The 25944-nt window shown below is 31.2% G+C and carries 25 protein-coding genes, 1 other RNA gene and 1 riboswitch; of the genes, 25 read left to right on the top strand and 1 reads right to left on the bottom strand.

The genetic code is table 11. The features are described from left to right. Positions 1-13: 13 nt before the first annotated feature. From dnaJ to ppdK, 18 genes are all read left to right on the top strand, one after another. Positions 14-1132, top strand: coding sequence for a molecular chaperone DnaJ (gene dnaJ / locus Ctaglu_RS03670; RefSeq protein WP_124998181.1), 1119 nt, complete (start codon positions 14-16; stop codon positions 1130-1132). Between the two features lie 129 nt (positions 1133-1261). Beyond that, on the top strand, positions 1262-2212 hold the full coding sequence (gene prmA / locus Ctaglu_RS03665; RefSeq protein ID WP_124998180.1) for a 50S ribosomal protein L11 methyltransferase: 951 nt from the start codon (positions 1262-1264) through the stop codon (positions 2210-2212). A gap of 53 nt (positions 2213-2265) precedes the next feature. Next, positions 2266-3021 carry a 16S rRNA (uracil(1498)-N(3))-methyltransferase gene (locus tag Ctaglu_RS03660; protein WP_124998179.1) on the top strand — a complete coding sequence of 252 codons (756 nt, stop codon included), beginning with the start codon at positions 2266-2268 and terminating at the stop codon, positions 3019-3021. After that, positions 3018-4328, top strand: a complete 1311-nt coding sequence (gene mtaB / locus Ctaglu_RS03655) for a tRNA (N(6)-L-threonylcarbamoyladenosine(37)-C(2))-methylthiotransferase MtaB (protein WP_124998178.1) — start codon at positions 3018-3020, stop codon at positions 4326-4328. The genes Ctaglu_RS03660 and mtaB overlap by 4 nt, the downstream gene beginning before the upstream one ends. A gap of 82 nt (positions 4329-4410) precedes the next feature. Further along, positions 4411-4755 carry a histidine triad nucleotide-binding protein gene (locus tag Ctaglu_RS03650; RefSeq protein ID WP_124998177.1) on the top strand — a complete coding sequence of 115 codons (345 nt, stop codon included), beginning with the start codon at positions 4411-4413 and terminating at the stop codon, positions 4753-4755. A 242-nt stretch (positions 4756-4997) separates the two neighbouring features. After that, positions 4998-5174 (top strand): 30S ribosomal protein S21, encoded by a 177-nt coding sequence (gene rpsU / locus Ctaglu_RS03645; RefSeq protein ID WP_124998347.1) that lies wholly within the window; start codon positions 4998-5000, stop codon positions 5172-5174. A gap of 6 nt (positions 5175-5180) precedes the next feature. After that, positions 5181-5333: a GatB/YqeY domain-containing protein gene (locus tag Ctaglu_RS26450; RefSeq protein ID WP_124998176.1), complete on the top strand. Its 153-nt coding sequence runs from the start codon at positions 5181-5183 to the stop codon at positions 5331-5333. A 181-nt stretch (positions 5334-5514) separates the two neighbouring features. Next, positions 5515-5799 (top strand): sporulation protein YqfC, encoded by a 285-nt coding sequence (gene yqfC, locus Ctaglu_RS03635; RefSeq protein ID WP_124998175.1) that lies wholly within the window; start codon positions 5515-5517, stop codon positions 5797-5799. Continuing rightward, positions 5783-6913, top strand: a complete 1131-nt coding sequence (gene yqfD, locus Ctaglu_RS03630; protein WP_124998174.1) for a sporulation protein YqfD — start codon at positions 5783-5785, stop codon at positions 6911-6913. Before yqfC ends, yqfD begins: the two co-directional genes overlap by 17 nt. A gap of 87 nt (positions 6914-7000) precedes the next feature. Then, positions 7001-9097, top strand: coding sequence for an HD family phosphohydrolase (locus Ctaglu_RS03625; protein WP_124998172.1), 2097 nt, complete (start codon positions 7001-7003; stop codon positions 9095-9097). After that, on the top strand, positions 9094-9594 hold the full coding sequence (gene ybeY, locus Ctaglu_RS03620; RefSeq protein WP_124998170.1) for an rRNA maturation RNase YbeY: 501 nt from the start codon (positions 9094-9096) through the stop codon (positions 9592-9594). Before Ctaglu_RS03625 ends, ybeY begins: the two co-directional genes overlap by 4 nt. 62 nt (positions 9595-9656) lie before the next feature. Further along, complete coding sequence (locus tag Ctaglu_RS03615; protein ID WP_124998169.1) at positions 9657-10355, top strand: diacylglycerol kinase; 699 nt, start codon at positions 9657-9659, stop codon at positions 10353-10355. A 140-nt stretch (positions 10356-10495) separates the two neighbouring features. Next, positions 10496-10894, top strand: a complete 399-nt coding sequence (locus tag Ctaglu_RS03610; protein ID WP_124998167.1) for a cytidine deaminase — start codon at positions 10496-10498, stop codon at positions 10892-10894. A gap of 46 nt (positions 10895-10940) precedes the next feature. Continuing rightward, the gene (gene era / locus Ctaglu_RS03605) at positions 10941-11822 is read left to right on the top strand and encodes a GTPase Era (RefSeq protein WP_124998165.1); all 882 of its coding nucleotides are present in this window, start codon (positions 10941-10943) and stop codon (positions 11820-11822) included. 11 nt (positions 11823-11833) lie between these two features. Continuing rightward, on the top strand, positions 11834-12583 hold the full coding sequence (recO, locus tag Ctaglu_RS03600; protein ID WP_124998163.1) for a DNA repair protein RecO: 750 nt from the start codon (positions 11834-11836) through the stop codon (positions 12581-12583). A 44-nt stretch (positions 12584-12627) separates the two neighbouring features. Then, complete coding sequence (locus tag Ctaglu_RS03595) at positions 12628-13227, top strand: DUF4342 domain-containing protein (protein ID WP_124998161.1); 600 nt, start codon at positions 12628-12630, stop codon at positions 13225-13227. 367 nt (positions 13228-13594) lie between these two features. Continuing rightward, positions 13595-14227 carry a transcriptional regulator CcpN gene (gene ccpN, locus Ctaglu_RS03590; RefSeq protein WP_373861656.1) on the top strand — a complete coding sequence of 211 codons (633 nt, stop codon included), beginning with the start codon at positions 13595-13597 and terminating at the stop codon, positions 14225-14227. 128 nt (positions 14228-14355) lie between these two features. Then, positions 14356-16992: a pyruvate, phosphate dikinase gene (gene ppdK / locus Ctaglu_RS03585; RefSeq protein ID WP_124998157.1), complete on the top strand. Its 2637-nt coding sequence runs from the start codon at positions 14356-14358 to the stop codon at positions 16990-16992. 78 nt (positions 16993-17070) lie between these two features. Here ppdK and Ctaglu_RS03580 read toward each other — a convergent pair whose 3' ends face one another. Next, on the bottom strand, positions 17071-18138 hold the full coding sequence (locus tag Ctaglu_RS03580) for a CotS family spore coat protein (RefSeq protein ID WP_124998155.1): 1068 nt from the start codon (positions 18136-18138) through the stop codon (positions 17071-17073). A 178-nt stretch (positions 18139-18316) separates the two neighbouring features. On the opposite strand from Ctaglu_RS03580, the gene Ctaglu_RS03575 reads away from it, so the two are divergent. From Ctaglu_RS03575 to rnpB, 7 genes are all read left to right on the top strand, one after another. After that, on the top strand, positions 18317-19345 hold the full coding sequence (locus Ctaglu_RS03575) for a deoxyguanosinetriphosphate triphosphohydrolase (protein WP_124998153.1): 1029 nt from the start codon (positions 18317-18319) through the stop codon (positions 19343-19345). Between the two features lie 227 nt (positions 19346-19572). Beyond that, on the top strand, positions 19573-21342 hold the full coding sequence (dnaG, locus tag Ctaglu_RS03570) for a DNA primase (RefSeq protein WP_124998151.1): 1770 nt from the start codon (positions 19573-19575) through the stop codon (positions 21340-21342). Between the two features lie 22 nt (positions 21343-21364). Further along, the gene (rpoD, locus tag Ctaglu_RS03565; RefSeq protein ID WP_185732586.1) at positions 21365-22462 is read left to right on the top strand and encodes an RNA polymerase sigma factor RpoD; all 1098 of its coding nucleotides are present in this window, start codon (positions 21365-21367) and stop codon (positions 22460-22462) included. A 100-nt stretch (positions 22463-22562) separates the two neighbouring features. Beyond that, positions 22563-23450: a PH domain-containing protein gene (locus Ctaglu_RS03560; protein WP_124998147.1), complete on the top strand. Its 888-nt coding sequence runs from the start codon at positions 22563-22565 to the stop codon at positions 23448-23450. Between the two features lie 11 nt (positions 23451-23461). After that, positions 23462-24151, top strand: a complete 690-nt coding sequence (locus tag Ctaglu_RS03555) for a tRNA (adenine(22)-N(1))-methyltransferase (protein WP_124998145.1) — start codon at positions 23462-23464, stop codon at positions 24149-24151. Continuing rightward, complete coding sequence (locus tag Ctaglu_RS03550; RefSeq protein ID WP_124998143.1) at positions 24142-24957, top strand: Nif3-like dinuclear metal center hexameric protein; 816 nt, start codon at positions 24142-24144, stop codon at positions 24955-24957. Before Ctaglu_RS03555 ends, Ctaglu_RS03550 begins: the two co-directional genes overlap by 10 nt. A 49-nt stretch (positions 24958-25006) precedes the next feature. Further along, positions 25007-25381: RNase P RNA component class A (gene rnpB, locus Ctaglu_RS03545), an RNA gene on the top strand. A 349-nt stretch (positions 25382-25730) separates the two neighbouring features. Beyond that, positions 25731-25855, top strand: a riboswitch (glycine riboswitch). Positions 25856-25944 lie beyond the last annotated feature (89 nt).

Here is a 25944-nt window from a genome sequence, read left to right as displayed (position 1 = left end):
GTGTAAAAACAGCATGGCAAAAAAAGATTATTATGAGACCCTTGGCATTGAAAGAGGTGCTAGTGAAGAAGAAGTTAAGAAAGCCTTTAAAAAGGCTGCATTAAAATATCATCCAGATAGAAATCCAGACAATAAAGCAGCAGAAGATAAATTTAAAGAAGCGAATGAGGCATACCAAGTCTTATCTGATTCAGATAAAAGATCAAGATATGATCAATATGGTTCAGCTGATGCTGGAGCAGGCTTTGACGGTGGCTCTGATTTCTCAGGTTTTGGCGGTTTTGGAGATATATTTGGAGACATATTTGGAGGAGGATTCTCTTCAAGAAATCAAAATGGTCCTAAGAAAGGTGCAGATTTAGAATACAATTTAAATCTAAGCTTTGAGGAGGCTGTTTTTGGCGTTGAAAAAGAGGTATCCATTACAAAAAACGAAAAGTGTAATGATTGTGGTGGTAGTGGTGCTAAAGCTGGTACAACGCCTAAAACCTGTGATAAGTGTGGTGGAAATGGGCAGATAAAAGTTCAAAGAAACACTGCTTTTGGAAGCTTTGCTAGCATGAGTACTTGTGATAAGTGCGGAGGTCGTGGTCAAATAATTTCTGAACCATGTAAAACTTGTCATGGCGCTGGAAAAGAGAGAAAAAATAGAAAAATTAAGATTAATATTCCAGGTGGAGTTGATACCGGAAATGTTATGCCTTTAAGAGGGCAAGGAGAACCAGGTGAAAAAGGTGGTCCATCAGGAGACTTGTATATAAATATCAGAGTAGCTCCTCATAAAACTTTTAAAAGGAACGGAATTGATATTCATATAGAATCTCATATAAGCTTTGGATATGCAGCTATTGGAACTGAAATTAAAGTTCCAACTGTGGATGGGGACGTTAAATATAAAGTTCCAGCAGGCACACAATCTGGTACCGTGTTTAGACTTAAGGGTAAGGGTATACCTAGAGTTAATGGACATGGAAGAGGCGATGAATACGTAAAAGTCATTGTTGATATTCCTAAAACCTTAAATGATAAGCAAAAGGCAACCTTAAAACTCTTTATGGAAGCAAGTGGTGAGATTGTAGAGGGTTCTGAAGAAAATAAAAAGTCTTTTGTGGATAAAATGTTTGGCAAATAATAATAAGAAAAAAACTTCGTTTTATAAAACGGAGTTTTTTTATTATGATATTGTGTTAAAATATCAAAAATGATAAACTTGTGTAGATGAAAAATTGATAGCTACATACAGAGTAGCGAGGAGGATACAATGAATAAAGATTGGATTGAAGTAACTATAATAACAAGTAGTGAGGCAGTTGAGGCGGTATCTGCCATGTTATATAATACAGGTGTAAAAGGAGTTTCTATTTTGGATCCATTAGATATGATTTACAGGCGAGATCATACTACTGATTGGGACTATTTTGATGAAACTATTATAGATACAAATAGCGGAGTTGTAGTTAAGGGATACTATAAAAGAGATGAAAAATTTGAGGGTTACTTAGAAGAGATTAAAGCAGGAGTAAATAAATTGCCAGAGTTTGGACTAGACAAGGGTTTAGGAACTATTACTGCCACTGATGTAAAGGAACAAGATTGGGAAAATAATTGGAAACAGTATTATAAACCAATAAAGGTAGGAGAAAAAATAGTTATAAAGCCTATATGGGAGAAGTACAATAAGAAACCTGGTGAAATAATTGTAGAGCTAGATCCAGGTATGGCTTTCGGAACTGGAACCCATGAGACTACTAGAATGTGTATAAAAGCGCTTGAGCGTCACGTAGGAGAAGAATCAGTTGTTTTTGATATAGGAACAGGGTCGGGTATATTATCTATTGCTGCAGCTAAGCTTGGGGCGAAAAAAACTATAGGGGTTGATTTGGACCCAGTAGCAGTAGATTCTGCAAAGCTGAATGTTAGTTACAACGATTTAAATAACATTGAGATAATATACGGAGACTTAATGGAAGTTATTAAAGGAAAGGCCAGCATTGTTATAGCTAATATAATGGCTGATATAATTATGTTCTTAACTGAGCAAGTTAAATCCTTTATAGTAGATGGTGGATATTTTATTTCCTCAGGAATAATCTTAAGTAAAAAAGATGAGGTAATAAATAAGTTAACCCAGTGTGGTTTTAAAATTGAAGAGATAAATATTGAGGGCGAATGGGTTTGTATAGTTGCAAGTTATAGTGAAATAACTATATAAGCATCTTAAAAATATATAAAGTTAAAGATGCCTGGCTGAGGAGAGAATAAATAATGCATAAATTTTTTGTGCCAAAGCAAAACATAGATGGTGATAATGCCATTATTGATGGCGAAGATGTAAAACATATATATAAAGTATTAAGACTTAAAATTGGTGATGTGGTAAGCGTAAATAATTGTGAAGGTAGTGAATATGTAGGGGAAATAACTTTAATAGATAAGAAATCAGTAACTATAAATCTATTAGAAAAAAGCTCTATAAATAATGAAAGCCCTATTGAAGTATATTTATTTCAGGGAATGCCTAAGTCAACAAAAATGGACTTAATAGTTCAAAAAAATACGGAACTAGGGGTTAAGGCAATAACACCTATGATTTCGCAGCGAGTAGTAGTTAAAACTGAGCTTTGCGAATTCAAAAAGGTAGATAGATGGAATAGGATAGCACTTGAAGCTTGTAAGCAGTGTAAAAGAAGTCTGGTGCCTGAAATTAATGTGCCTATAGAATTTGATCACTTATTAGAAGAATTAAAGCATATGGATTTAGTGGTGGTTCCCTATGAAAATGAAGAAGGCTATGGCATAAAGAAATTAATGAAGGACATAGAAAAAAATACTATTGTTAAAGTTGGTATTGTCATAGGACCTGAGGGTGGATTTGAAGAAAGTGAAATTCAGAAACTTACAGAAATAGGAGCGAAAATCGTCACTTTGGGACCCAGAATACTTAGAACTGAGACTGCGGGCTTTACATGTTTAAGTTTGATAATGTATGAACTGGGAGATTTGGGAGGTGTTATAGAATGAAAGTTGCTTTCGCTACTTTAGGGTGCAGGGTAAATCAGTATGAGTCAGAAGCTATGGTAGAAAAATTTATTCGCGAAGGATATGAAGTGGCTGAGTTTCATGATTTTTCTGACGTATATGTTATTAATACTTGTACGGTTACTAATATGGGTGATAAAAAATCAAGACAGATGATAGGACGCGCTAGAAGATTAAATGAAAAAGCTATTATTGCAGTGGTGGGTTGTTATGCACAGATAGCCCCAGGCGAAGTAGCAAGCATTGAAGGCGTTGATGTAGTTTTAGGTAGCCGAAACAAAGGTGATATTGTTTATTGGGTAAATAGATCTCGCGAAGAGGCAAAGCAGGTAGTAGAGGTTAGTGATGTTCTAAAAAACAAGGTATTTGAGGACTTAAATATTAGTGAATATCAAGATAGAACTAGAGCTTTTGTGAAAATTCAAGATGGTTGTAATAGATTTTGTTCTTATTGCTTAATACCTTATGCAAGGGGAGCAGTATGTAGTAAAGCACCTGAGAAAATTATAGCAGAAGTTCATGAATTAGCCCAAAATGGCTTTAAAGAGATACTTTTATCAGGTATACATATAGCATCTTTTGGATTAGATTTAGAAGACGGATGGAATTTAGTGAGGATTTTAGAGGAAGTGGATAAGGTGCAAGGAATAGAGCGGATAAGAATAGGCTCAATAGACCCAACCTTCTTTACAGAGGGCGTTATTGAAAAAATAATGTCATTTAAGAAGCTATGTCCCCACTTTCATCTTTCACTTCAAAGCGGATGTGATCAGACTCTTAAAAGAATGAATAGACGTTATACAGCCCAGGAGTACAAAGCCGTAGTAGAAAGTTTGAGGCTAAATATAAAGGGTGCATCTATAACTACGGACGTAATTGTAGGTTTTCCTGGAGAGACCCAGGAAGAATTTAATGAAACCTATGCCTTTTTAAAAGACTTAGAATTATCAAAAATGCATATTTTTAAATATAGTCCTAGAAAGGGAACAAAAGCGGCGCAAATAAAAGAGCAGATTGATGGGAATATAAAAGAAGAGAGAAGCCACAAGCTTATTACACTTAACAATATGCTAGAAGAAAAGCATATAAATACCTTCCGTGGAAAATGCATGAATGTACTATATGAGCAAAAATTCAAAAATAATGAAGATGAATATGAAGGTTACACTGACAACTATATAAAGGTTGTAGGGAAATGCTCTGAAAACATAGTAGGTGAATTTCATATGACTAAACTTATAGAACCTATGGGTGATTATATAATTGGGCAGGTGCAAGACTTAGAATAATTACACAATGATAAATATATTTAGCAGGAGAATAAAACTTTATGTTGAATAGTATATTAATAGGATGATGGGAGGTGATTATGTGGAAGACTGTATATTTTGTAAAATCATAAAAAAGCAGATTCCTTGTGAAATGCTTTATGAAGATGATAAAGTTATAGCATTTAATGACATAAGTCCTCAGGCGCCCGTACACGTGATAATTATTCCAAAGCAACATATTGATGATTTAAATTGCTTAAAACAAGAGTCATCAGAATTAATAGGTCATATATTTATGGTTGCCAGAGAAATTGCTGGGACCTTAGGTATTGCTGAAGGTGGGTATAGGATTGTTAGTAATTGTGGGGAGCAAGGGGGTCAAACTGTTCACCATGTGCATTTTCATTTATTGGGGGGCAGAATGCTACAGTGGCCACCAGGCTAATAGGTAAATTCAAATAAATAACAAGGCAGATGCCAGTTTATTTATTTGAATGTCCAATATAACTAATTTTCTAAATGTTGAATTTTAATTAATATTATATATATAAATACATTTTATATAACAAAATAGTAATGAAAATGTTGACATTATGTAAAATTGTGTTGTATAATAAAAACTGTGCTATTTAGGCCCCGCATTAGCTGTTTTTAAATTGAATTGAGCTAGCGGAGGGAGGGATAATGATGTCAGAAATTAAGGTTGGAGCAGACGAGTCCATTGAGAACGCTTTAAGAAGGTTTAAGAAAAAATGTGCAAGAAGTGGAGTGCTCGGAGAAGTAAGAAAAAGAGAGCACTATGAAAAGCCAAGTGTTAAAAAGAAATTAAAATCAGAAGCTGCAAGAAAGAGAAAATTCAAATAGAATTTTTTGAAACGGAAACAAGATAAAATTTTGTTAGAATACCTTCCTCAGCAGTTAAAGAAATTAGAAATTTTAGAGACATTCAGAGAAACAGTAGTAAAATTGGGAGCTAATAGCATGGAAAACTTGAGAAAAATTATGTTTGCCGAGTTGCCTTAAATTATGGGCAAATCAAAAGGTAAACTTGCTTGTGAAATAGTAAAACAATATTTAAATAAATAAAAGACTTAGCTTTTGCTAAGTCTTTTTTTTGTTGTAAAAAATTATATAATTTAAAAATTGTAATTTCTTTTGTTTTTTTTTCATAAATTTAATATGAAGTACTTTATGAGGTGGGTATATGGAAAATAAATTTTTTAGAACAAAGGAAACTATAGCTAATAAATTAGATTTGCCAAGAGATATCTTATTAGATTTGCCCAAAATAACTATTTTGGCTGATAATGAAATAAATATTGAAAACCATAAAGGCATAGTCATTTTTGAAGAAGAAGAAATAAAAATAAATTCCAACGTAGGGCCGATTTCTATATATGGAAATAGTTTTAAAATATTATTTATAGGAGGAAACACAATAACTTTAAGTGGCAACTTTAAATCTGTTGTGTATGAAGGTCATGAATAATCTGAAAAAATATAAAAAAGGAACTATCACAATGGAAATTGAATCATTTATGCCAGAAAAGTTTATAAATTTATTATGGAAAAATGGTATTGTGGCTAAAAATATAAAAAAGGTTAATATAACAACTTTAGTGCTTGAGGTCAAATTATGCGATTATGTTGAAATTAGCAAAGTGGCAAAAAAAACGGATACTAAAATTGTTATTATCGGAAGGAATGGATTATCATTTTTTTTAATGAAAATAAAAAGTAGGTCTGTGCTATTACTTGGAGTAATTTTGTTTGTATGCATAATATATTATTTATCTACATTTGTATGGAATATAGAAATTAGTACGGAAAATTATATAAGTCCATATGAATTACGCAATCAAATTAAAGGGTTTGGCGTTTCTAAGGGACTTAGAAAGAAGAATATAGATGTTTACGATATTGAAAATAAACTTCTAAGAAGTAACGATGAAATAATGTGGGTAAAAGCTAGAATTGAAGGGGTTAAGCTAAAGGTTGATGTGATAGAAAGACAATCACCACCTATTATAATTGTGGACAAAACTCCTTGTAATTTAATAGCGAGTAAAGATGGTATGATAGTTAGAGTATTTACCACGGAAGGTACAGCAGTTGTTAAAGAGGGAGATATGATACAAAAGGGTGATCTATTAGTTAAGGGTGAGCAGGGTAAAGAAGAAAGTGTATACGCTGTACATGCTCAGGGAGAAGTTATAGCAAAAACTTTTTATGAGGAGATAAAAGAAGTTCCATTATCCAGCACAGCAAGGATCAAAACAGGGAAAAGTATAAGTAATTCATACATTAAATTTGCTAATAAAAAAGTTTATCTCAAAAATAGCTTAATTCCCTATGGTAATTATGATAAAATAGAAAATAACAATAAGTTTATATATAAAGAAACCTATTATGAAGTCCAGGAAAAAAATGTACTTGCAGATCCTACTAAGGTATCAAAAGAAATTTATTCTAATATTTTAAGAAATTTAGATAAAAATGTAAAGATTATAGATAAAATTGAAGATGTAAAAAAAGAGAAAGATAAGTATTCCATAAAAGTATTAGTTATTGCAGAAGAAAATATTGCTTCAGAAGGAAAATAATAATTCAAAGGAAAATGAAAAATAATATTTTTTAGAGCACTTGCGAAGAAAAGGTGGGGTTGACATATTAAAAATATTAGAGAACTTATGACGATTAATAAAGCAAAGCCATATTTAGTTTTTATAATTACGGCAGTTATTATGTATTCAATTTTAGTAACAGCATTAGTTCCTAAAAAGTATACACTAAATGTTGGAGATATTGCAAAAATGGATATAAAAGCTCCTAGAGAAGTTGAAAATGAAGTATCTACAGAAATCAGTAAAACTAAGGCTATAGAAGGGGTAGAGAAAAAAACAATTAAAGTTCCAATGAATGGGAAAGCTATAGAAAAATTTAGAAAGTTATTTTTAGCAGTAAGCAAGCTAAATGTGACTAATTCAACTAAGAATACCAATGGGACTGCACCTGAAAAAGTATTAACAGAAAAAGAAAAAATAGCTTCACTTAAGGAAAGTAATCCAATTACTGATTTTACCTATGAAAATTATCAGGTACTAATAAATTTAGACCCCAAAAAAGCTGTTGAATTAGAAAAATTTCTTAAAGAAACAATGATAACCCTTGATGCTTCATTTATAATAAATGAAGATAAGCCAGAAGAAATTGTAATGGCAAAGGGACTTATTGCTACAGCATTTAACGACTCGAATTTTACAAAGGATATAAGAGAAATAGGAATGGCTATTGCAAATGTAGAAGTTCGTGCGAATACAACTTATGATAAAGAAAAAACAGAGATTTTAATAGAAGCAGCAAGGAAAAGCGTTAAACCTGTCATGATTAAGAAGGATCAAATCATTGTAAGTGAAGGAGCTCCAATAACAGTTGAACAAAAGGCACTGCTTGATTCACTAGGACTACTGGATAATACAACTAATTTTGAATGGTCCTTATATTTAAGTTTAGCGGGGCTAGTATGTTTAGTAATCCTACTTCAATGGTTTTATTTATATAAGTATCAACCAGAAATATTTAAGGATGTAAAAAAATTAATTATGCTTAATATTCTTAGTATAATAGCTATACTACTTGCTAAAATACTAGGTATAATTTCACTGTATGTAATTCCACTAGCATGTATACCTATGATCATGGCTATTTTAATTAATGATGAAGTATCCATAGGATTAAGTATTCTTAATTGTATTTTAATTAGCGTTGCAGTTAATTTTAATTTTGAAATTACAGTATTAGCTGTTCTAAACTCTATTACTGGGGTTATGTTACTCAAGAAAATGCAAGAAAGGAATGATATATTATATTCGGCTATATATATTGCAATGATAAACTTGGCTCTTTATCTTTCTATGGGTTTTTTACTAAGCAATAGTATAGTTGATGTTTTAAAAAAAGCTGGAATGGTTTCTTTTGCAAGTTTTATATCTGGAGTACTTACTATTGGGTTTTTGCCGTTTTTTGAAAGCTTTTTTGATATAGTGACTACAGTGAAACTTTTGGAACTCTCAAACCCCAATCACCCCCTTTTAAAAAGATTGCTTTTAGAAGCCCCAGGAACTTATCATCATTCTGTACTAGTAGCTAACCTTTCAGAGGTTGCAGCAGAGGCAGTTGGTGCTAATCCTGTACTTGCGAGAGTTTCCGCCTATTATCATGATATTGGCAAGATAAAGAGACCCTATTTTTTCAAAGAAAATCAATTGGGAAATGATAATCCTCATGATAAGATAACACCTAATCTAAGTACGCTTATAATAATTTCACATGTGAAGGATGGAATAGATCTTGCAAAAGAGCATAAAATACCTATGGCAATTCAAGATATTATACAGCAACATCATGGTACTACTTTAGTTAAATATTTTTATGTAACTATGAAAAATTCTAGTGATAATCCAGATGAAATTAAGGAAGAGGACTTTAGATATCAGGGGCCAAATCCTGAAAGTCGTGAAGCTGCAATTATAATGCTATCTGATGCAGTGGAAGCCGCTGTAAGATCAATTCCAAATCATACAAAAAATAAAATTGAGGAAATGGTTAATAACATAATAAAAGGCAGACTTAATGATGGACAATTAGATAATTGTGATTTAACGCTAAAAGATTTAGAAAAAATACGAAAAGCGTTTTTAAAAGTGTTTTCAGGAATATACCATGAGCGAATAGAATATCCCTTGGATAAATGGGAAAAAGACAATAAAGGAGTAAAACAAGTATGATTTTTATAGATAATAGGCAGAATAACATAGCGGTTACTCAGGAACTGGAAATTGTTATAAAAGATGTCATTGAATATACCCTTAAAGAGGAAAAACTTTTTATAGATAATGAGGTAAGCGTTATATTAATTGACAACGAAGAGATTAAAAAAATAAATTCAAAAAATCGTGGCATAGATAAAATAACGGATGTGCTATCCTTTCCAATGCTGGATTACCCGCAAAACAAAGTGTTTAAAGATGTGTATATAGATTATAAATTTGACCAAAGTGATTTAAATGATGAAAGGTTAGTAATTGGGGATGTGGCCTTATCATTAGAAAAAGCTAAAGAGCAAAGTGAAGAATTTGGGCATTCCTTTATTCGTGAATGCGCATATCTTACAGTGCATTCAATTTTACATTTGTTAGGATATGATCACATGGAAGAAGATGAAAAAAATATTATGAGAAAAAGAGAAGAAGAAATATTGAGTAATTTCAAAATATCTAGATAGAGGATATTAATAACTATTTAAAATGACATGGTGCTCTACAATATTCTCAAAGGCGGTTAAGTATGAAAGTTAAAAAAATGGTTGATAGTTTTAATTATGCTATTGAAGGAATTATATATTCAATTAGAACGCAAAGAAATATGAAGATACATATGATAGCTGCAATAATAGTGCTATCTGCCACTTTTTTTTATGATTTATCAAGGATAGAACTTTTGATTATAACCATCACTATAAGCTTGGTTATAGTGGCTGAAATGATAAATACTGCAGTGGAATGTGCAATAGACGCTACCACCAATTTTTATCATCCACTAGCCAAAATTGCTAAGAATGTTGCCGCAGGTGCAGTGCTAGTAACTGCTATAAATTCAGTTCTAGTAGGCTATGTTATATTTTGGGATAGATTAACTCCCTTTAATAGAACAATGATGGCAAAACTTAAAAAATCTGACCCTGACATGATTTTTTTTATATTAGTTATAGTTTGTATTGCAGCAGTAGTAGTTAAGTCAATTTATGGTGAGGGAACGCCATTTAGGGGCGGAATGCCAAGTGGTCACAGTACAATAGCTTTTTCGGTAGCAACAGCTATAACACTATTAACTAATGAACCACTAATTATGGTATTGTCTTATTTGCTAGCTGTAATTGTTGCGCAAAGTAGGGTTGATTCACAAATTCATTCTATCTTAGAAGTGATTTTTGGAGGTGTTTTCGGCACTTTATTAACCTTATTATTATTTAAAGTTTTAGGATAATATATATTAGATTTCAGCCATGCAAAATATAATGTATAATATTATTGAATTACTAATATTTAATGATATAATTGGTATACGTGATTTTTAATTGTTATTTAATATCATATGTCTCAAATTAATTGTGTAGGGGTGTAATAATGGATTATAAAAAGTTAGCTAAAATTGCAATAGATGCTAGAGAAAACGCTTATGCGCCATATTCAAAATTTAAAGTTGGTGCAGCAGTTGTTACAGAAGATGATTCAATATATACAGGATGCAACATAGAAAATGCCTCTTATGGTGCTAGTAATTGTGCCGAAAGAACTGCGATTTTTAAAGCTGTATCTGAAGGTCACAAAAAAATTAAAGCTATAGCAGTAGTTGGGGATATGTCAACACATACCTATCCATGTGGTATTTGCAGGCAAGTTATAGCAGAATTTGCCACAAAAGATATTAATATTATAATGGTAAAAAGTGAAGATGATTACATAATAAAAACTATGGAAGAAATATTACCAGGCGCGTTTACTAAAGAAGATTTATTAAAGTAAGATAGAAAATTATACTATTTACTTAAGATAACAAGAAGGAGGATATATGTTTAAATCGGGATTCGTAACTATTATCGGAAGGCCTAATGTAGGTAAATCTACATTAATAAATTATATTATGGGGGAAAAATTATCAATTGTGTCTAATAGACCTCAGACTACAAGAAATAATATACAAACCATTTTAACAACTAAAGATTCTCAAATAATATTTGTAGATACTCCAGGAATGCATAAACCTAGGCATAAACTAGGAGAATATATGGTTAAAGTAGCACAACAATCCACAAGTGAAGTAGATGTGATATTATTTATAACTACACCAGGGGATGAAATTGACAAAGGTGATATGCATATTCTCGAACAACTAAAAGACGGTAAAATTCCAGTATTTTTATTAGTCAATAAAATTGATGAGAACACCCAAGAGCGAGTAGCTAAAACTATTCAGAGTTATTCGGAGTATTTTAATTTCAAAGAAATAATACCTATTGCAGCTATAAAAGGTAAAAATGTTGATATAATTACTAAACTTGTAGCTGAAAATATCCCAGAGGGACCATTATATTACCCAGAGGATATGATTACAGACCAACAAGAAAGGTTTATTATCACTGAAATAATAAGAGAAAAGGCTTTGAAGCTACTATCCCAAGAAGTACCTCATGGAATAGCAATAGAGATCATTTCCATGAAGCGAGATGCAAGGAATATGTATCATATTGAAGCTAACTTGCTGTGTGAAAAAGATTCGCACAAGGGTATAATAATTGGAAAAGGTGGAAAAACACTTAAGCAAATTTCTACTTATGCAAGACAAGATGTAATGAAATTTTTAGGTGAAAAAGTAAACTTAAGATTATGGGTAAAGGTAAAGAAAGAGTGGAGAGATACTTCAAGTATTTTGAAAGAATTAGGGTATAAGTAGGGGATGATTTTCTGCCGATTTTAAAAACTAGAGCTGTTGTCATAAAAACTCAAGAATTTAAGGAATCTGACAAGCTAGTTTGGCTTTTTACTGAAGAACTTGGTAAAATAACAGCCATAGCAAAGGGAGCCAGAAAAAATAAAAGTAAATATGTATCATCCACACTACCTTGCTCTTATGGGGAATTCATACTTTTTAAAGGTAAAAATTTATATACAATAAATGAAGTTACAATTATAGACTCTTTTCAGCAATTATTAAGGGATCTTACAACAATTACTTATGCCTCATATTTTAATGAATTAATTGATATTGCCATGGAAAATGAAGAGGTTAATAGTGAACTTTTTAAAGATTTTGTTAGTGCTTTCTATTTTATAAAAAATGACGTTATGGATATAGAAGTTCTAGCAAGAGCTTTTGAAACAAAACTTTTAAAGGCAACGGGTTATGGATTGAATTTTCAGCAATGTGTTAGATGTAGAAAAAAAATAACAATATCTAATAATATTGATTTACAATCCTATGGTCCTATTTGTAAAGATTGTGAAAAGGTAAATAGTATATATATTTCAAACCCTACATATAATACATTGAAATTCTTAAATAATTTTGGTATGGATAAAATTAATAGAATAGTTGTATCTAAAGCATCCAAGCTTGAGCTATATAAAATTCTATCTTTTATAATTTCCCAGAATTATACACGAAAACCAAAGAGCCTAGAAATGTTTGATCATTTGAGGGAATATAACAATTAGTAAAGTATTTTCACCTAGGAAAAATTATAAGGAGGATGATTTTAATGTCAGAAATTACACTTGAAAAGATTGACATCATCAAAGAGCGAACAGGAGTTTCATATACTGAAGCTAAGGAAGCTTTAGAAGAATGTGATAGTGACGTAGTTAATGCGCTCATTTATATTGAAGCAAAACAAAAAAGAAATTCTAAATTTAACATGGAAGAAATGTATTCCACTAAGGATGAGTTTGTAGTAGCTATAAAAGATATTGTACGAAAAGGAAATGTATCCAGGATAAAAGTAAAAAAAGATGAAAATGTAGTTATGGACATACCTGTTAATGCCGGCATTGCAGCAGGCTTAGTTGGATTATTTAATCCTTTTATAATTGGTCTTGGATTACTAACAGCAGTACTCACAAAGGTTACTATTGAGATAACTAAAGTAGATGGTACTGTAGAAGTAGTTAATACTATTATTAAAAATACAGTTGAAGACGTAAAAAGTAGAATGAGCGATATGAGTTTCGATGTAAAAGAAAAACTCAATGACACAAAAGATACTTTTACTAAAATCAGTAAAGACGGTAGTGATGAAAATGTATACCAATACACTGTAAAGTTTGATAAGGAAAAAGAAGACGAGGAAGAAAAGGAATAAAAACAATGGTTTTATTTTAAATTTTCATATTTTATGACTCTACCAATAGGATTTCCCCTTCCATAAAGCCACCAATTGTAAATTGCTGGCTTTATGGAAGGGGAAATTAACTATTTGTATAACTTTATCTAAACACTATTAATAGGAAATTAATAATATAGGAATATTTTATGGTTTTAAACAAAAAATCATTAAAAAACCCTACATTATATATTAAAATGTGGTACAATGTTAAAAATGGTATGTAAAATTCTAGCATAATAGTGCTTTATGCAATCGTTTGTATTTCTAATATTGGAAATATAAACGATTGCATAGAGATTATATATCATGTTTAGTAAATTAAAATGGAAAGAGGGTGGGAAAAATTAAACTAACACCAAGACAAGAAGAGATTATAATATTAGTTAAAGAAAATCCACCTATTACCAGTGAACGTTTAGCAAATAAGCTAGGAGTAACTAGGGCTGCGCTAAGGCCAGATTTGGCAATACTGACAATGACAGGCATTTTAGATGCAAGGCCTAAGGTAGGGTATATTTATTCAAAAAAACCCTCTTATAGTTTAGTTTATGATTATATAAGAAATATTAAAGTTAAAGATATAATGTCAAAACCTATAATGACAACAGAAGAAACAATGGTTTATGATGCAATACTGCATTTGTTTTTGAATGATGTCGGTACTTTATTTATACATAATAATGGCAATTTAGTAGGAGCAGTATCAAGAAAAGACTTTCTTAAAATGGCTATGGGTGGTACAGATATTCATAAAGTACCTGTAGGAATTATAATGACTAGAATGCCAAATATAGTGCTTGTTGAAAAAGAAGATAGTATTTATTTAGCCGCACAAAAGATTATAGAACACGAAGTAGACAGTCTACCTGTGGTAGAAAGAAAATTTGAAAGTGGGAAAGAAATATTTCAAATTATTGGTAAAATATCCAAAACCAATATTACAAGATTATTTGTAAAAATGGGCGAAAATGGCTAAATGATTAAAGTGAGTGCTAACTAAAGTGAGCGCTAACTAAAGTGAGTGAAATTGGGTACTGTTTGTTCTACGTTGGACACCTTATACCCATTATCATATATAATTTATAATCGAAGGGGTTGTTTGGAATGGAAAATAAAAAATATGTTTATCTTTTTAGTGAAGGTAATGCTTCAATGAAAAATCTTTTAGGGGGAAAAGGTGCAAACCTTGCAGAGATGACTACTCTTGGGATTCCAGTACCACAGGGATTCACAGTAACTACTGAAGCTTGTAATAAATATTATGAAGATGGCCAATTAATCGCATCTGAAATTGTTAGTGAAATACATTCTAAAATGGCTGATCTTGAAAAAATTACAGGAAAGAAGTTTGGAAGTTTGGAAAATCCATTACTTGTATCAGTTAGATCTGGAGCAAGAGCATCAATGCCTGGTATGATGGATACAATTTTAAACCTTGGATTAAATGATGAAACAGTAGAAGTTATGGCAAAGTTAACTAATAACCCAAGATTTGCTTATGATTCATATAGAAGATTTATCCAAATGTTTGCTGACGTTGTTATGGGGGTTGAAAAAAGAAACTTTGAAAACATTATGGATAATATGAAAGAAGCAAAAGGCGTAAAATTCGATACTGAACTTGATGCTAATGATTTAAAAAAATTAGTTGTGCAATTTAAAGAATTTTATAAAGAAGATAAAGGCGCGGAATTCCCAAGTGACCCAACAAGTCAATTAATAGAGTCTATTACTGCAGTATTTAGATCATGGGATAATCCTCGTGCTAATGTATATAGAAGATTAAATGACATTCCTGGAAGTTGGGGAACAGCAGTAAGCGTTCAAGAAATGGTATTTGGTAACAAGGGAGATACATCAGGAACGGGTGTTGCATTCTCAAGAAACCCATCTACTGGAGAAAAGGGAATATATGCTGAGTACTTAATGAATGCACAAGGTGAAGACGTTGTTGCAGGAATAAGAACACCACAAGATATATCACAACTTCATAAAGATATGCCAAAAGTATATAGCGAATTTATGGCAATTGTGAACACTCTTGAAACTCACTACAAAGATATGCAAGATATGGAGTTTACAATTGAAGATGGAAAATTATACTTCCTTCAAACAAGAAACGGCAAAAGAACAGCGCAAGCAGCACTCAAAATTGCTGTGGAACTAGTTGAAGATGGAATGTTAACAAAAGAGCAAGCTATGATGAAGGTTGACCCAAAACAACTAGATACATTACTTCATCCTAACTTTGATATAGAAGAATTAAAGAACTCTAAAGTAATAGCTAAAGGTCTTCCAGCATCTCCTGGAGCTGCATGTGGAAAAGTTTGCTTTACTGCAGAAGATGCAAAAGCAAGGCATGAAGCTGGAGAAAAAGTTGTACTTGTTAGGCTTGAAACTTCACCAGAAGATATTGAAGGCATGATTGCCTCTGAAGGTATATTAACAGTAAGAGGTGGAATGACTTCTCATGCTGCGGTTGTTGCAAGAGGAATGGGAACTTGTTGTGTTGCTGGGTGCGGAGATATAAAAGTTAACGAAAAAGAGAAAAACTTTAAAATTGGTGAAATAACATATAATGAAGGCGACTTTATTTCAATGGATGGAAGTACAGGAAATGTGTATGCTGGATTAATTAAAACAGTTGAGCCTGAAATAAGCGGTTACTTTGAAACATTTATGGGCTGGGCTGATGAGATAAGAAGCTTAAAAGTTAGAACTAATGCAGATACTCCAAAAGATACAGCGCAAGCAGTTAAATATGGAGCTGAAGGTATTGGATTATGCAGAACAGAGCATATGTTCTTTGATGCTGATAGAATAATGGGCATAAGAGAAATGATTGTTGCTAAAGACGAAGCAAAAAGAAGAGTGGCACTTGAAAAATTATTACCAATGCAAAGAGAGGACTTTATAGGAATCTATGAAGAACTTGCGCAAAGACCAGCTACAATTAGATTCTTAGATCCACCACTACATGAATTCTTACCACATGATGATCAAGATATAAAGGAACTCGCAATAGATATGGGAATAACTTTTGAGGAGCTAAAAGCTACTGTTGAATCATTACATGAGTTCAATCCAATGATGGGACATAGAGGATGCAGACTTGCAGTATCATATCCAGAAATAGCTGAAATGCAAACTAGAGCGGTTATTGAAGCTGCTATAGATGTTAAGACTAGAAAAGGATACAATATTGTTCCAGAAATAATGATTCCTCTAATTGGAGAAGTTAAAGAATTAAAATATGTTAAAGATATAGTAGTAAGAATAGCTGATCAAATCATAGCTGAAAAAGGTAGCGATTTAAAGTATATGGTTGGTACAATGATTGAAATACCAAGAGCTGCTCTTACCGCTGATGAAGTAGCAAAAGAAGCTGAATTCTTCTCATTTGGAACAAATGATTTAACACAAATGACTTTTGGATTCTCAAGAGATGATGCAGCAACTTTCTTAAAAGACTATTATGAAAAGAAAGTTTATGAATTTGATCCATTCCAAAAATTAGATCAAGTAGGTGTGGGCAAACTTATTAAAATGGCTGTTGAACTTGGACGAAAAACTAGACCTAATATAAAACTTGGAATATGCGGAGAACACGGTGGAGATCCATCTTCTGTTGAATTCTGTCACAATGTAGGACTTGATTATGTATCATGTTCACCATTCAGAGTTCCAGTTGCAAGACTTGCAGCTGCTCAAGCAGAAGTAAATAATCCAAGAAAAAAATAGTATTTTTACAAAGATGTACCTAATAGATTAATCCTAAAAAAGCCGCTGCTTTGCAGTGGCTTTTTACTTATGACTACATTATAAAATTGTTTTGAATTTATTTTCAATATAAGATTTAAAGCCGAAAACAAAATCTAATTGATATTCATTTTTGTTAGTTGAATTATTTAGTAGATTTGAGAAGGCTTTTTTATTACATTTATTAATATTTCCATAATAATCTCTTGATATTTTCCAATACCTTTGGGGGAAGGCCAGATAAACAAGAATATATTTATAATCATCCAAGCTTAAAGGTAGAATTTTATCATATAATTCTAAAAAGCTTATTGCTAGTTCTAAATCCCATTTTGTGCTATCTCTTTTTAAAAGTCGCCTTAAACAATAGGAAATATCATGGGCACAATAGTCATTTCTACATTTATCAAAATCAATTACCCATATTTCATTATTACAATCAAAAATAATATTTTTATTAACATAATCAAGATGACATAATGATTTTGTAAGATTATCCTGGTTCATATCATAAGCAATGTTTGTAGAACACTCAGCTAGCTTGATACTTGAGTCAAAATGCTGGAGGTATAGTCTAGAAAAAGTATCATCATATTTATAAGCTAAATTGGAGAAATTAAGAAGGCTTTCATAGTGCTTATATATGGAAGTGCCCAAGGTACTATAGCCCTCCTTTATGTTACTGCCGCATATAGGTGTAAAGTTTACACTGGCTTTATGCATATTTGCTAGATTGGTACTACAGGCGAGGACATGATCTATATTATCGTAGTCACATTTAATGCCATCAACCCAAGGTGTAAGTATGAATAGCATACCATTATAGTTTATAAATCTGCTATTGCTCTTTGTTTTAAGTATTCGAGGCACATTGATATTATTTCTATATAACCATTCTATAGCGGAATACACAAATAATAGATCTTTTACAGAGTAATAAACTTTTTTTAAACAATAGCATTCTTCTAAGTATTGTACTTTATATACAGCTCTTTGTTTATCAGTATCTTTAAATTTAATTTGTGATATATCAGCATTAGTTAAGTTGTATTGAGGTAGGATGTGTTTTTTTACATTTTCTTCAGATAATAAATCTATGTTATTTATGTTTTTAGCCGTGGAAGGCATCTTAACACTCCTAAAAAATTATTACATTATTAGAATATTAATAAAATTTTAATAATATACGTTTAATATTAAAAAAGGGTAATTAATTTAATTTGTAGAATACTAAGTAAGGTATCTAAAAAAATAACATAAATAATTGTAGCATCCCAGGTGATAATTTAATTTTAGGGGGGAAGTTATGAACATTCGCAAAAAAATAGAAACTAATGAAGGTAATACCATTATTTCCTGCGGGGCATTATCCATAAACTCAAAGGGACGAAAAATATTAGAAGATCTAGATGATGTAAGAACTTGTTATATGGTAGATCGAGATAGGATAATACATAGTAAAGCATTTAGAAGGTTGCAGCACAAAACTCAAGTATATATAAAGGCTAGCAGTGATCATTATAGGACAAGACTTACACATACCCTAGAAGTTGCGCAAATAGCTAAAACTATAGGTAAAGGTATAGGTTTAAATGAAGATTTAATAGAAGCTATAGCACTAGGTCATGATATAGGGCATGTACCCTTTGCTCATAATGGTGAAGAGGTACTTAATGATATTTTGCCAGGAGGATTTAGGCATAGTGAAAATAGCATTAGAGTGCTAACAAAAATTGAAAAATTAGGTGCTGGACTTAATTTGAGTACAGAAGTATTAGATGGAATTTTAAATCATAGTGGACTATCTTCCAAAATTAGAAAGGCAGAAACACTAGAAGGTCAGGTAGTTAGGTATAGCGACAAAATTGCATATGTTAATCATGACATAGATGATTCCATAAGAGCAGGATTACTAAAAGAATCAATGTTACCAAGGTATGCAATGGAAGTTTTAGGCACAAATCATGGCAAGCGAATAGATACCTTAGTTAAAGATTGTATTTATAATACATTAAATAACATAAATGTGGATAAGATAGAGGTGTCACTTAGTGAAGTTGTTTCAGGTGCATTGGGTGGGTTAAGAAATTTTATGTTTCAAAATATATACAAAGGGGAAATACTAAAGGAAGAAAGGCAAAAAGCTCAATTTGTTGTAAAACAGGTTTTTGCATATTACTATAACAACCCAGGGGCAATGCCAAATTTTTATAAGTGCATAGTTCAAGAAGAAGGATTGGATATAGGAGTAGCAGATTATATTTCTGGTATGAGTGATGATTATTGTTTAATGCTTTTTAACGATATTTATCTTCCTAAAGTTGTCATTTATTAAAATATAAAAATAACTAATAACTCTTTTCAGAGAAATGAACTAACTTTGAATTTAAAAAGAAAAAAATAAAAATATAAAAATAATGAAGGAAATTTGTAATTTATAAAGAATATATAATATACAAGAATAATTATTATTAAAAAAAGTGGATTTAAAGAAGGATAATACACTTTTTTGTCGAATAAAAATACGTTGTGAATTTATATAAGTAAGGTGGTAATAATCTATTGATTGCTGAAGATGTCATCCGAAAAATAAAGGAACAAAATGATATTGTGGATGTAATATCTGAAAGTGTTAAACTTAAAAGAACTGGAAGAAATTACATTGGCCTTTGTCCTTTTCATAATGAAAAGAGTCCTTCTTTCACTGTGTCTCAAGACAAGCAAATTTATAAATGTTTTGGATGTGGCGAAGCTGGGAATGTAATTAGTTATATTATGAAGGACAGGAATGTAACTTTTCCTGAAGCTGCAAAGGTTCTGGCTGAAAGGGCAAATATTAGTATAGAACTAGAAAGTGACGAAAATAATGTACAAAAAAACATGTATAACAAAATGTACAATATTAATGTAGAAGCGGCTAGGTATTTTTATGACAATTTAAGAAAGGATAAAAAAGCACAAGCATATTTCGTAAACCGAGGAATCACTGAAACTACTATGAAAAAATTTGGTTTAGGTTTTTCCTTTGATAGATGGGATGGCTTGTTATTATACCTAAAAAAGAAAGGTTATTCTGAGCTGGATTTACTTAATATAGGATTAATTATTAAAAGTCCTAAAGGTTCATATTATGATAGATTTAGAAATAGGATTATGTTTCCTGTGTTTGATTATAAAGGGAAGGTCATTGGATTTGGTGGAAGGGTTTTAGACGATTCAAAACCTAAGTATTTAAATTCACCTGAGACCACATTATTTCATAAAGGTTATCATCTTTATGGATTGAATTTTGTAATCAAAAATAATAAATCTCGAACAATAATAATTGTAGAGGGGTATATGGATTGTATTTCACTTCATCAATATGGGTTTTCAAATGTTGTTGCATCCCTTGGTACCGCACTTACTATCAATCAAGCAAAATTATTGAAAAAATATGTAGACAAAGTCATTATTTCATATGATGCTGATTTTGCAGGTCAAGCAGCAACTTTGAAAGGACTAGAAATACTAAGAAATGAAGGCTTTGATTTGAGAGTGCTAATAGTACCAAAGGGTAAGGATCCAGATGAATATATAAAAAATAATGGACAGCAGGCTTTTCAGAAATTAGTAGATGATGCTCTTCCTATAATAGATTATAGGATTAAAAGAGCTAGTGAGGGAATAAATTTTTCGAATAGTGAAATGCTAATACAGTATGTAAAAAAGGTTACTGAAATTATTGTAGATTTAGACCCTGTTGAAAAAGATGTTCATATAAAAAAGGTTTCTGAAGGAACAGGCATCAAGGAACAAGCAATATATGACTTATTAAGAGACGAAATCAACAAAAATTCAAAAAAAACGCAGAAAATGAATATACAACAGGATTTTGGACAAAAATTATATTTAGAACCAGCTTATATTAAGGCTGAAAGAAATTTATTGAAATTTATGTTTATAAAAGTTGAAAATTGTGATTATATTACAGAAATCATGTCCATAGATCAATTAGTACTTGAAAGTCATAAAACCATATATAAATTAATTGTTGAATATAAAAATTTAACAATAGATGAAAAAATTAAAAACATCGAATTTAGATGTAATGATATAGAATGTACAAAAGAATGGATAAATACTATGGAAATTGAGTTTGATGACGATGAAGAGCATCATAAAAGACTTATAAATGATTGCATAAAACAATTGAAAAAATTCAAGTTAGAGGAGTCGAAAAAAGAAATTATGGATAAAATCAAAAAATATGAATCAAAAGGCCTACTAGAAGAATCTATAAAACTTGCCCAAAAACTTATAGACGTTCAAAAAGATATAAAACAATTATAATATTTAGGAAGGAGGTAATATGATGAAGGATAAAAGCTCAAAAATGACTTTAGTCAACAAACTTATTGAAAAAGGTAGAAAAAAAGGATCTTTAACTTATAAAGAAGTAATGGATGAACTTTATGAAGTAGATTTAAGCCCAGAGCAAATAGAAAAGGTTTATGAAGTTTTAGAATCAATGGAAATAGATGTTGTTGGGGATATGAATGAAGCTGCTGCACCTGCTACTGGCGCTCAAGCCGAGGTTGAACCGGAAGTTGAAGAGCTTGATGTTAGTATACCAGAAGGTATATCTATAGATGACCCTGTTAGGATGTATTTAAAAGAAATTGGAAAAGTTTCATTATTATCATCAGCTGAAGAAATTGAACTTGCTAAGAGAAATGAAGAAGGAGACCTGGTTGCTAAAAAAAGACTAGCAGAAGCTAATTTAAGATTAGTTGTTAGTATAGCTAAAAGGTATGTTGGACGTGGAATGTTATTCCTAGATCTTATTCAAGAAGGTAATTTAGGACTAATAAAAGCTGTAGAAAAATATGACTACAGAAAAGGCTTTAAATTTAGTACTTATGCTACTTGGTGGATTAGGCAGGCAATAACTCGTGCAATAGCAGATCAAGCAAGAACAATAAGGATACCTGTGCATATGGTTGAAACTATAAATAAGCTTATTAGAGTTTCAAGGCAACTACTTCAAGAACTTGGACGTGAACCTCAACCGGATGAAGTTGCTGAAAAAATGGAAATGCCCGTGGCAAAAGTTAGAGAAATAATGAAAATTGCACAAGAACCAGTATCTCTTGAGACGCCTATAGGTGAAGAAGAAGATAGTCATTTAGGTGATTTTATTCCTGATGATGATGCACTAGCACCAGCAGAAGCTGCTGCATTTACAATGCTTAAAGAACAATTAATCAACGTTTTAGATACATTGACTCCTAGAGAAGAAAAAGTTTTAAGATTAAGATTTGGACTAGATGATGGACGCGCAAGGACTCTTGAGGAAGTTGGTAAAGAATTCAATGTAACTCGCGAGAGAATAAGGCAAATTGAAGCTAAAGCACTACGTAAATTAAGACACCCAAGTAGAAGCAAAAAACTAAAAGATTATTTAGATTAAACACCTTATTTAGGGTGTTTTTTTCTCGGTGTAAAATTATGGAAAAACATTTACAAGGTGGATTTGAATATGCTATAATATAGTTTAAGAAGGTGATTTAATGGATAGTTATATATCTAAAGGAGGACGCGGGCTCTGGCTTATGTTGCTTATCACTGCATTATATAATATATTAATCTTAATATTATTAAAATTTACAGATTCATATATTGTAGCTAGTCTGTTAAAGCTTATATTAGTGTCATGTAATATATATCAAGTATACTACATGCTACTTTACTCATCACTTAAATGCACTATTGATGACCAAAATATTGGCATATATGCTATTGGGTCATTAAAAAAAATAATTTTACCATTAAATCAAATTGAAGGATATACTGTGTCAAGTGGTATAATTAAAGGGATTAAGCTTAATGGTATAGCCATAAGTAACTTTGCTATGGGTAGATTTGTAATTGATCAAATTGGTATATCTAGAATGTTTGTTACAAATAATAAAAAAATTTTTTATTTGAAAACGGAGCATATGAATTATGCAATATCTCCTGTAGATTATGAAAAATTTGAAAAAGCACTAGCAGATCACAATGTAAGTAGAGTAGAATGGAAATATAAGGTGAATAATAGTTATAATCTTCATAAAGACAAGCATTTCATTTTACCTTTAATGGTAGTAAGTGTACTAACCTTAATTTTAACCCTAAATCCATTTATATTATATTTAAAGCATATGATACCTAATACTATGCCTTTAAACTTTGATGCAAACTTCAACCCAATAAAAATGGGAACAGGTAAACAATTTGCATTTACCCAGATGATTTACGGGGTATTAAATATGGCATTACTATTTTGTATGTATTATGCAAGCTATTTTAGTGCGAAATATGATAGAAAATCAGCATATAAATTTATTTATATGTCACTGATTGTATCAATGATATTTTTAATTATACAGTTTAAAATATTAATTAACTTTAGATAAGGATGAAAAATATGGATCTTAGCATAAGATTAAAAGCAATTGTAAATATGATAGAAAAATGTGATAGTGTTATTGATGTAGGAACGGACCATGGGTATGTGCCTATCTATTTAGTAAAGAATGGTGTAATAAAAAGTGCCATTGCCTCTGATATAAATAAAGGTCCTGTTGAGAAAGCCAGAAATAATGTTACTCTTAATAATGCATCCGCGCAAATTAGTTGTAGACTAGGAAGTGGATTATCTACAGTTAATAATGGCGAGGCCCAGATAGCTATTATTGCAGGAATGGGTGGTAATTTAATAAGAGATATATTAGAAGCTGACTTAGATCTGGTTAAACAATTTAAATATATGATACTTCAGCCGGTTCAGAATGCTGAGGTTTTGAGAGAGTATTTGTATATAACAGGATATAATATCCTTGATGAAGAAATTTGCAATGATGATGGTAAGTTTTATGAAATTATTAAGGTGAAATATGATACTAAACCTATAATTTTGGATAGTATTTATTATGAGATAAGTAAAATATTATTAGATAAAAAAGATCCAGTAATGCAGAGTTTTATAGAGTATAAGATGCAAAAATATTCAAAAGTATATGATAGTTTAAATGATGACACAATTTTATCTAAAAATAGGAAGACAGAGCTTTACCACGTTATAAAAAGACTTAAGGGGTTTTTAAAATGCTTTTAAAAGTAAGAACTATTGAAGAGATTATGGAAAAGTATGCCCCAGCTACACTAAAAGAGGATTATGATAATGTAGGACTCATGGTTGGGGATAGTGATGCAACGGTTACGAAAATTTTAATTGCATTAGATTGTACAATAGATGTAATTTCAGAAGCTGTGGATAGTGGATGCAATTTTATATTGACCCATCATCCTCTTCTTTTTGTTAAACCTAAAACTATTACCAGGGATACTTTGGTAGGTAGAAAAATTATTGAGCTAATCAGTAATGGGATAAATGTGTATGCTAGTCATACAAATTTAGATTCTGCATGCTGTGGGTTAAATGATATTGCCACTGAGATTTTAGGGTTTAATAAATACAAGATTATTCAGCCATCAAAAAATTATAATTGCTCTGAAGGTCATTCTGGAATTGGTAGATTAGTTTGCTTAGATCAGCCTATTATGCTGGGAAAATTATGTGAGAATGTAAAGAAAACATTTAAAGCAGAAGCTATAAGATATGTAGGCAATCATAATGATTTAATTAAAACTATTGCTATTATAAATGGCAGTGGAGAAGACTTTTTTTATGATAGTATAAAATTAGGTGCAGATTGCATTATTACAGGGGATACCAAGTATCACGGTGCTTGCGATTTAAAAGAAGAACATATAGCTTTAATTGATGCTGGGCATTTTGCAACAGAGTGGATACCTCTACAAATATTTGGAGAAAAACTTAAAAAACAATTAATACAAGATGGGTATGATAATGAGGTTATAGTTTCTCAAATATCCCAGGATCCATATAAAACTATGTAGTATAAAATACCATTTGCATTTAAGCCAGTATTATGGTATCATTATTTTGCGAGTAAGCCAGACAATCGCTGCGCAGTATTGCGGAGAGGAAAGTCCGAGCTCCATAGGGCAAGGGTGCTGGGTAACTCCCAGTGAAGGCGACTTTAAGGAAAGTGCAACAGAGATATACCGCTAAAGGTATTCTAGTAGTTTAGCTTGCTAAATATCTGAATATACTAGCAAGGATGGAAAGGCGAGGTAAGAGCTCACCAGCGCAATGGTGACTTTGCGGCTATGTAAACCCCACCTGGAGCAAGATCGAATAGGAGAACATCATGAGACTGCCCGTCTCGTTCTCGGGTGTATCGCTTGAGCTTATTGGTAACAATAGGCCTAGATAGATGATTGTCTAATACAGAACTCGGCTTATAGGCTTAATCGTACCAATAGAAAACATTCACTTTATAGTGGGTGTTTTTTTTATTGTATAGAAAAGTGTAATTTTAAAATATATTAAGTTTAAATATGTAGAACAATGTATATACAGTTGTATATATATTGTTATAAATTAAAAAAAAGAGAAATTTAAATTATTTTGTAAAATAAATGAAATAAAGATGAGAATATGGTATAGTAGTGTAAATGATTACAAATTAATAATTTTGGATGAAGATATTAGGAGAGAGATGTATAAGAAATTAAGTTTAAAAGAAATTCAACAATTAAAGCTTAATCCATAACATCCACCGAAGAAGTTAAGCTTTCAGGTATCCATTTGGAAAAGTACTAATATTGGACAAACCTCTGGAGAGACTTTTATAGCACCGAAGGAGAAAGCTAAACCGTATTTAATTGCATATTCTATGTGATTGAGTGCTGGAATAGTGAAGCTCTCAGGTAAAAGGACAGGGTTATTTTTAAAAGATCATTTTATTTTGATCTCTATTTTAGTGTGCTTTAAAAGTATAATAGTCTCACAGTATATTAATTGGTATAATTTTTTTTATG

The sequence above is a fragment of the Clostridium tagluense genome, from assembly GCF_003865095.1.
GTDB classification, from domain to species: domain Bacteria; phylum Bacillota; class Clostridia; order Clostridiales; family Clostridiaceae; genus Clostridium_AD; species Clostridium_AD tagluense.
Note: the sequence above shows the minus strand (reverse complement) of the source record. Positions and strands in the feature narration are given on the sequence as shown.

Coding starts and splice junctions, on each gene's coding strand:
- rpoD (WP_185732586.1), top strand. CDS start 21,365: ATGAAGGATAAAAGCTCAAAAATGACTTTAGTCAACAAACTTATTGAA.
- yqfD (WP_124998174.1), top strand. CDS start 5,783: ATGAAGGTCATGAATAATCTGAAAAAATATAAAAAAGGAACTATCACA.
- Ctaglu_RS03660 (WP_124998179.1), top strand. CDS start 2,266: ATGCATAAATTTTTTGTGCCAAAGCAAAACATAGATGGTGATAATGCC.
- Ctaglu_RS03580 (WP_124998155.1), bottom strand. CDS start 18,138: ATGCCTTCCACGGCTAAAAACATAAATAACATAGATTTATTATCTGAA.
- rpsU (WP_124998347.1), top strand. CDS start 4,998: ATGTCAGAAATTAAGGTTGGAGCAGACGAGTCCATTGAGAACGCTTTA.
- era (WP_124998165.1), top strand. CDS start 10,941: ATGTTTAAATCGGGATTCGTAACTATTATCGGAAGGCCTAATGTAGGT.
- ppdK (WP_124998157.1), top strand. CDS start 14,356: ATGGAAAATAAAAAATATGTTTATCTTTTTAGTGAAGGTAATGCTTCA.
- mtaB (WP_124998178.1), top strand. CDS start 3,018: ATGAAAGTTGCTTTCGCTACTTTAGGGTGCAGGGTAAATCAGTATGAG.
- Ctaglu_RS03575 (WP_124998153.1), top strand. CDS start 18,317: ATGAACATTCGCAAAAAAATAGAAACTAATGAAGGTAATACCATTATT.
- Ctaglu_RS03595 (WP_124998161.1), top strand. CDS start 12,628: ATGTCAGAAATTACACTTGAAAAGATTGACATCATCAAAGAGCGAACA.
- dnaJ (WP_124998181.1), top strand. CDS start 14: ATGGCAAAAAAAGATTATTATGAGACCCTTGGCATTGAAAGAGGTGCT.
- Ctaglu_RS03555 (WP_124998145.1), top strand. CDS start 23,462: ATGGATCTTAGCATAAGATTAAAAGCAATTGTAAATATGATAGAAAAA.
- Ctaglu_RS03615 (WP_124998169.1), top strand. CDS start 9,657: ATGAAAGTTAAAAAAATGGTTGATAGTTTTAATTATGCTATTGAAGGA.
- Ctaglu_RS03560 (WP_124998147.1), top strand. CDS start 22,563: ATGGATAGTTATATATCTAAAGGAGGACGCGGGCTCTGGCTTATGTTG.
- Ctaglu_RS03550 (WP_124998143.1), top strand. CDS start 24,142: ATGCTTTTAAAAGTAAGAACTATTGAAGAGATTATGGAAAAGTATGCC.
- ybeY (WP_124998170.1), top strand. CDS start 9,094: ATGATTTTTATAGATAATAGGCAGAATAACATAGCGGTTACTCAGGAA.
- prmA (WP_124998180.1), top strand. CDS start 1,262: ATGAATAAAGATTGGATTGAAGTAACTATAATAACAAGTAGTGAGGCA.
- yqfC (WP_124998175.1), top strand. CDS start 5,515: ATGGAAAATAAATTTTTTAGAACAAAGGAAACTATAGCTAATAAATTA.
- Ctaglu_RS03610 (WP_124998167.1), top strand. CDS start 10,496: ATGGATTATAAAAAGTTAGCTAAAATTGCAATAGATGCTAGAGAAAAC.
- Ctaglu_RS03625 (WP_124998172.1), top strand. CDS start 7,001: ATGACGATTAATAAAGCAAAGCCATATTTAGTTTTTATAATTACGGCA.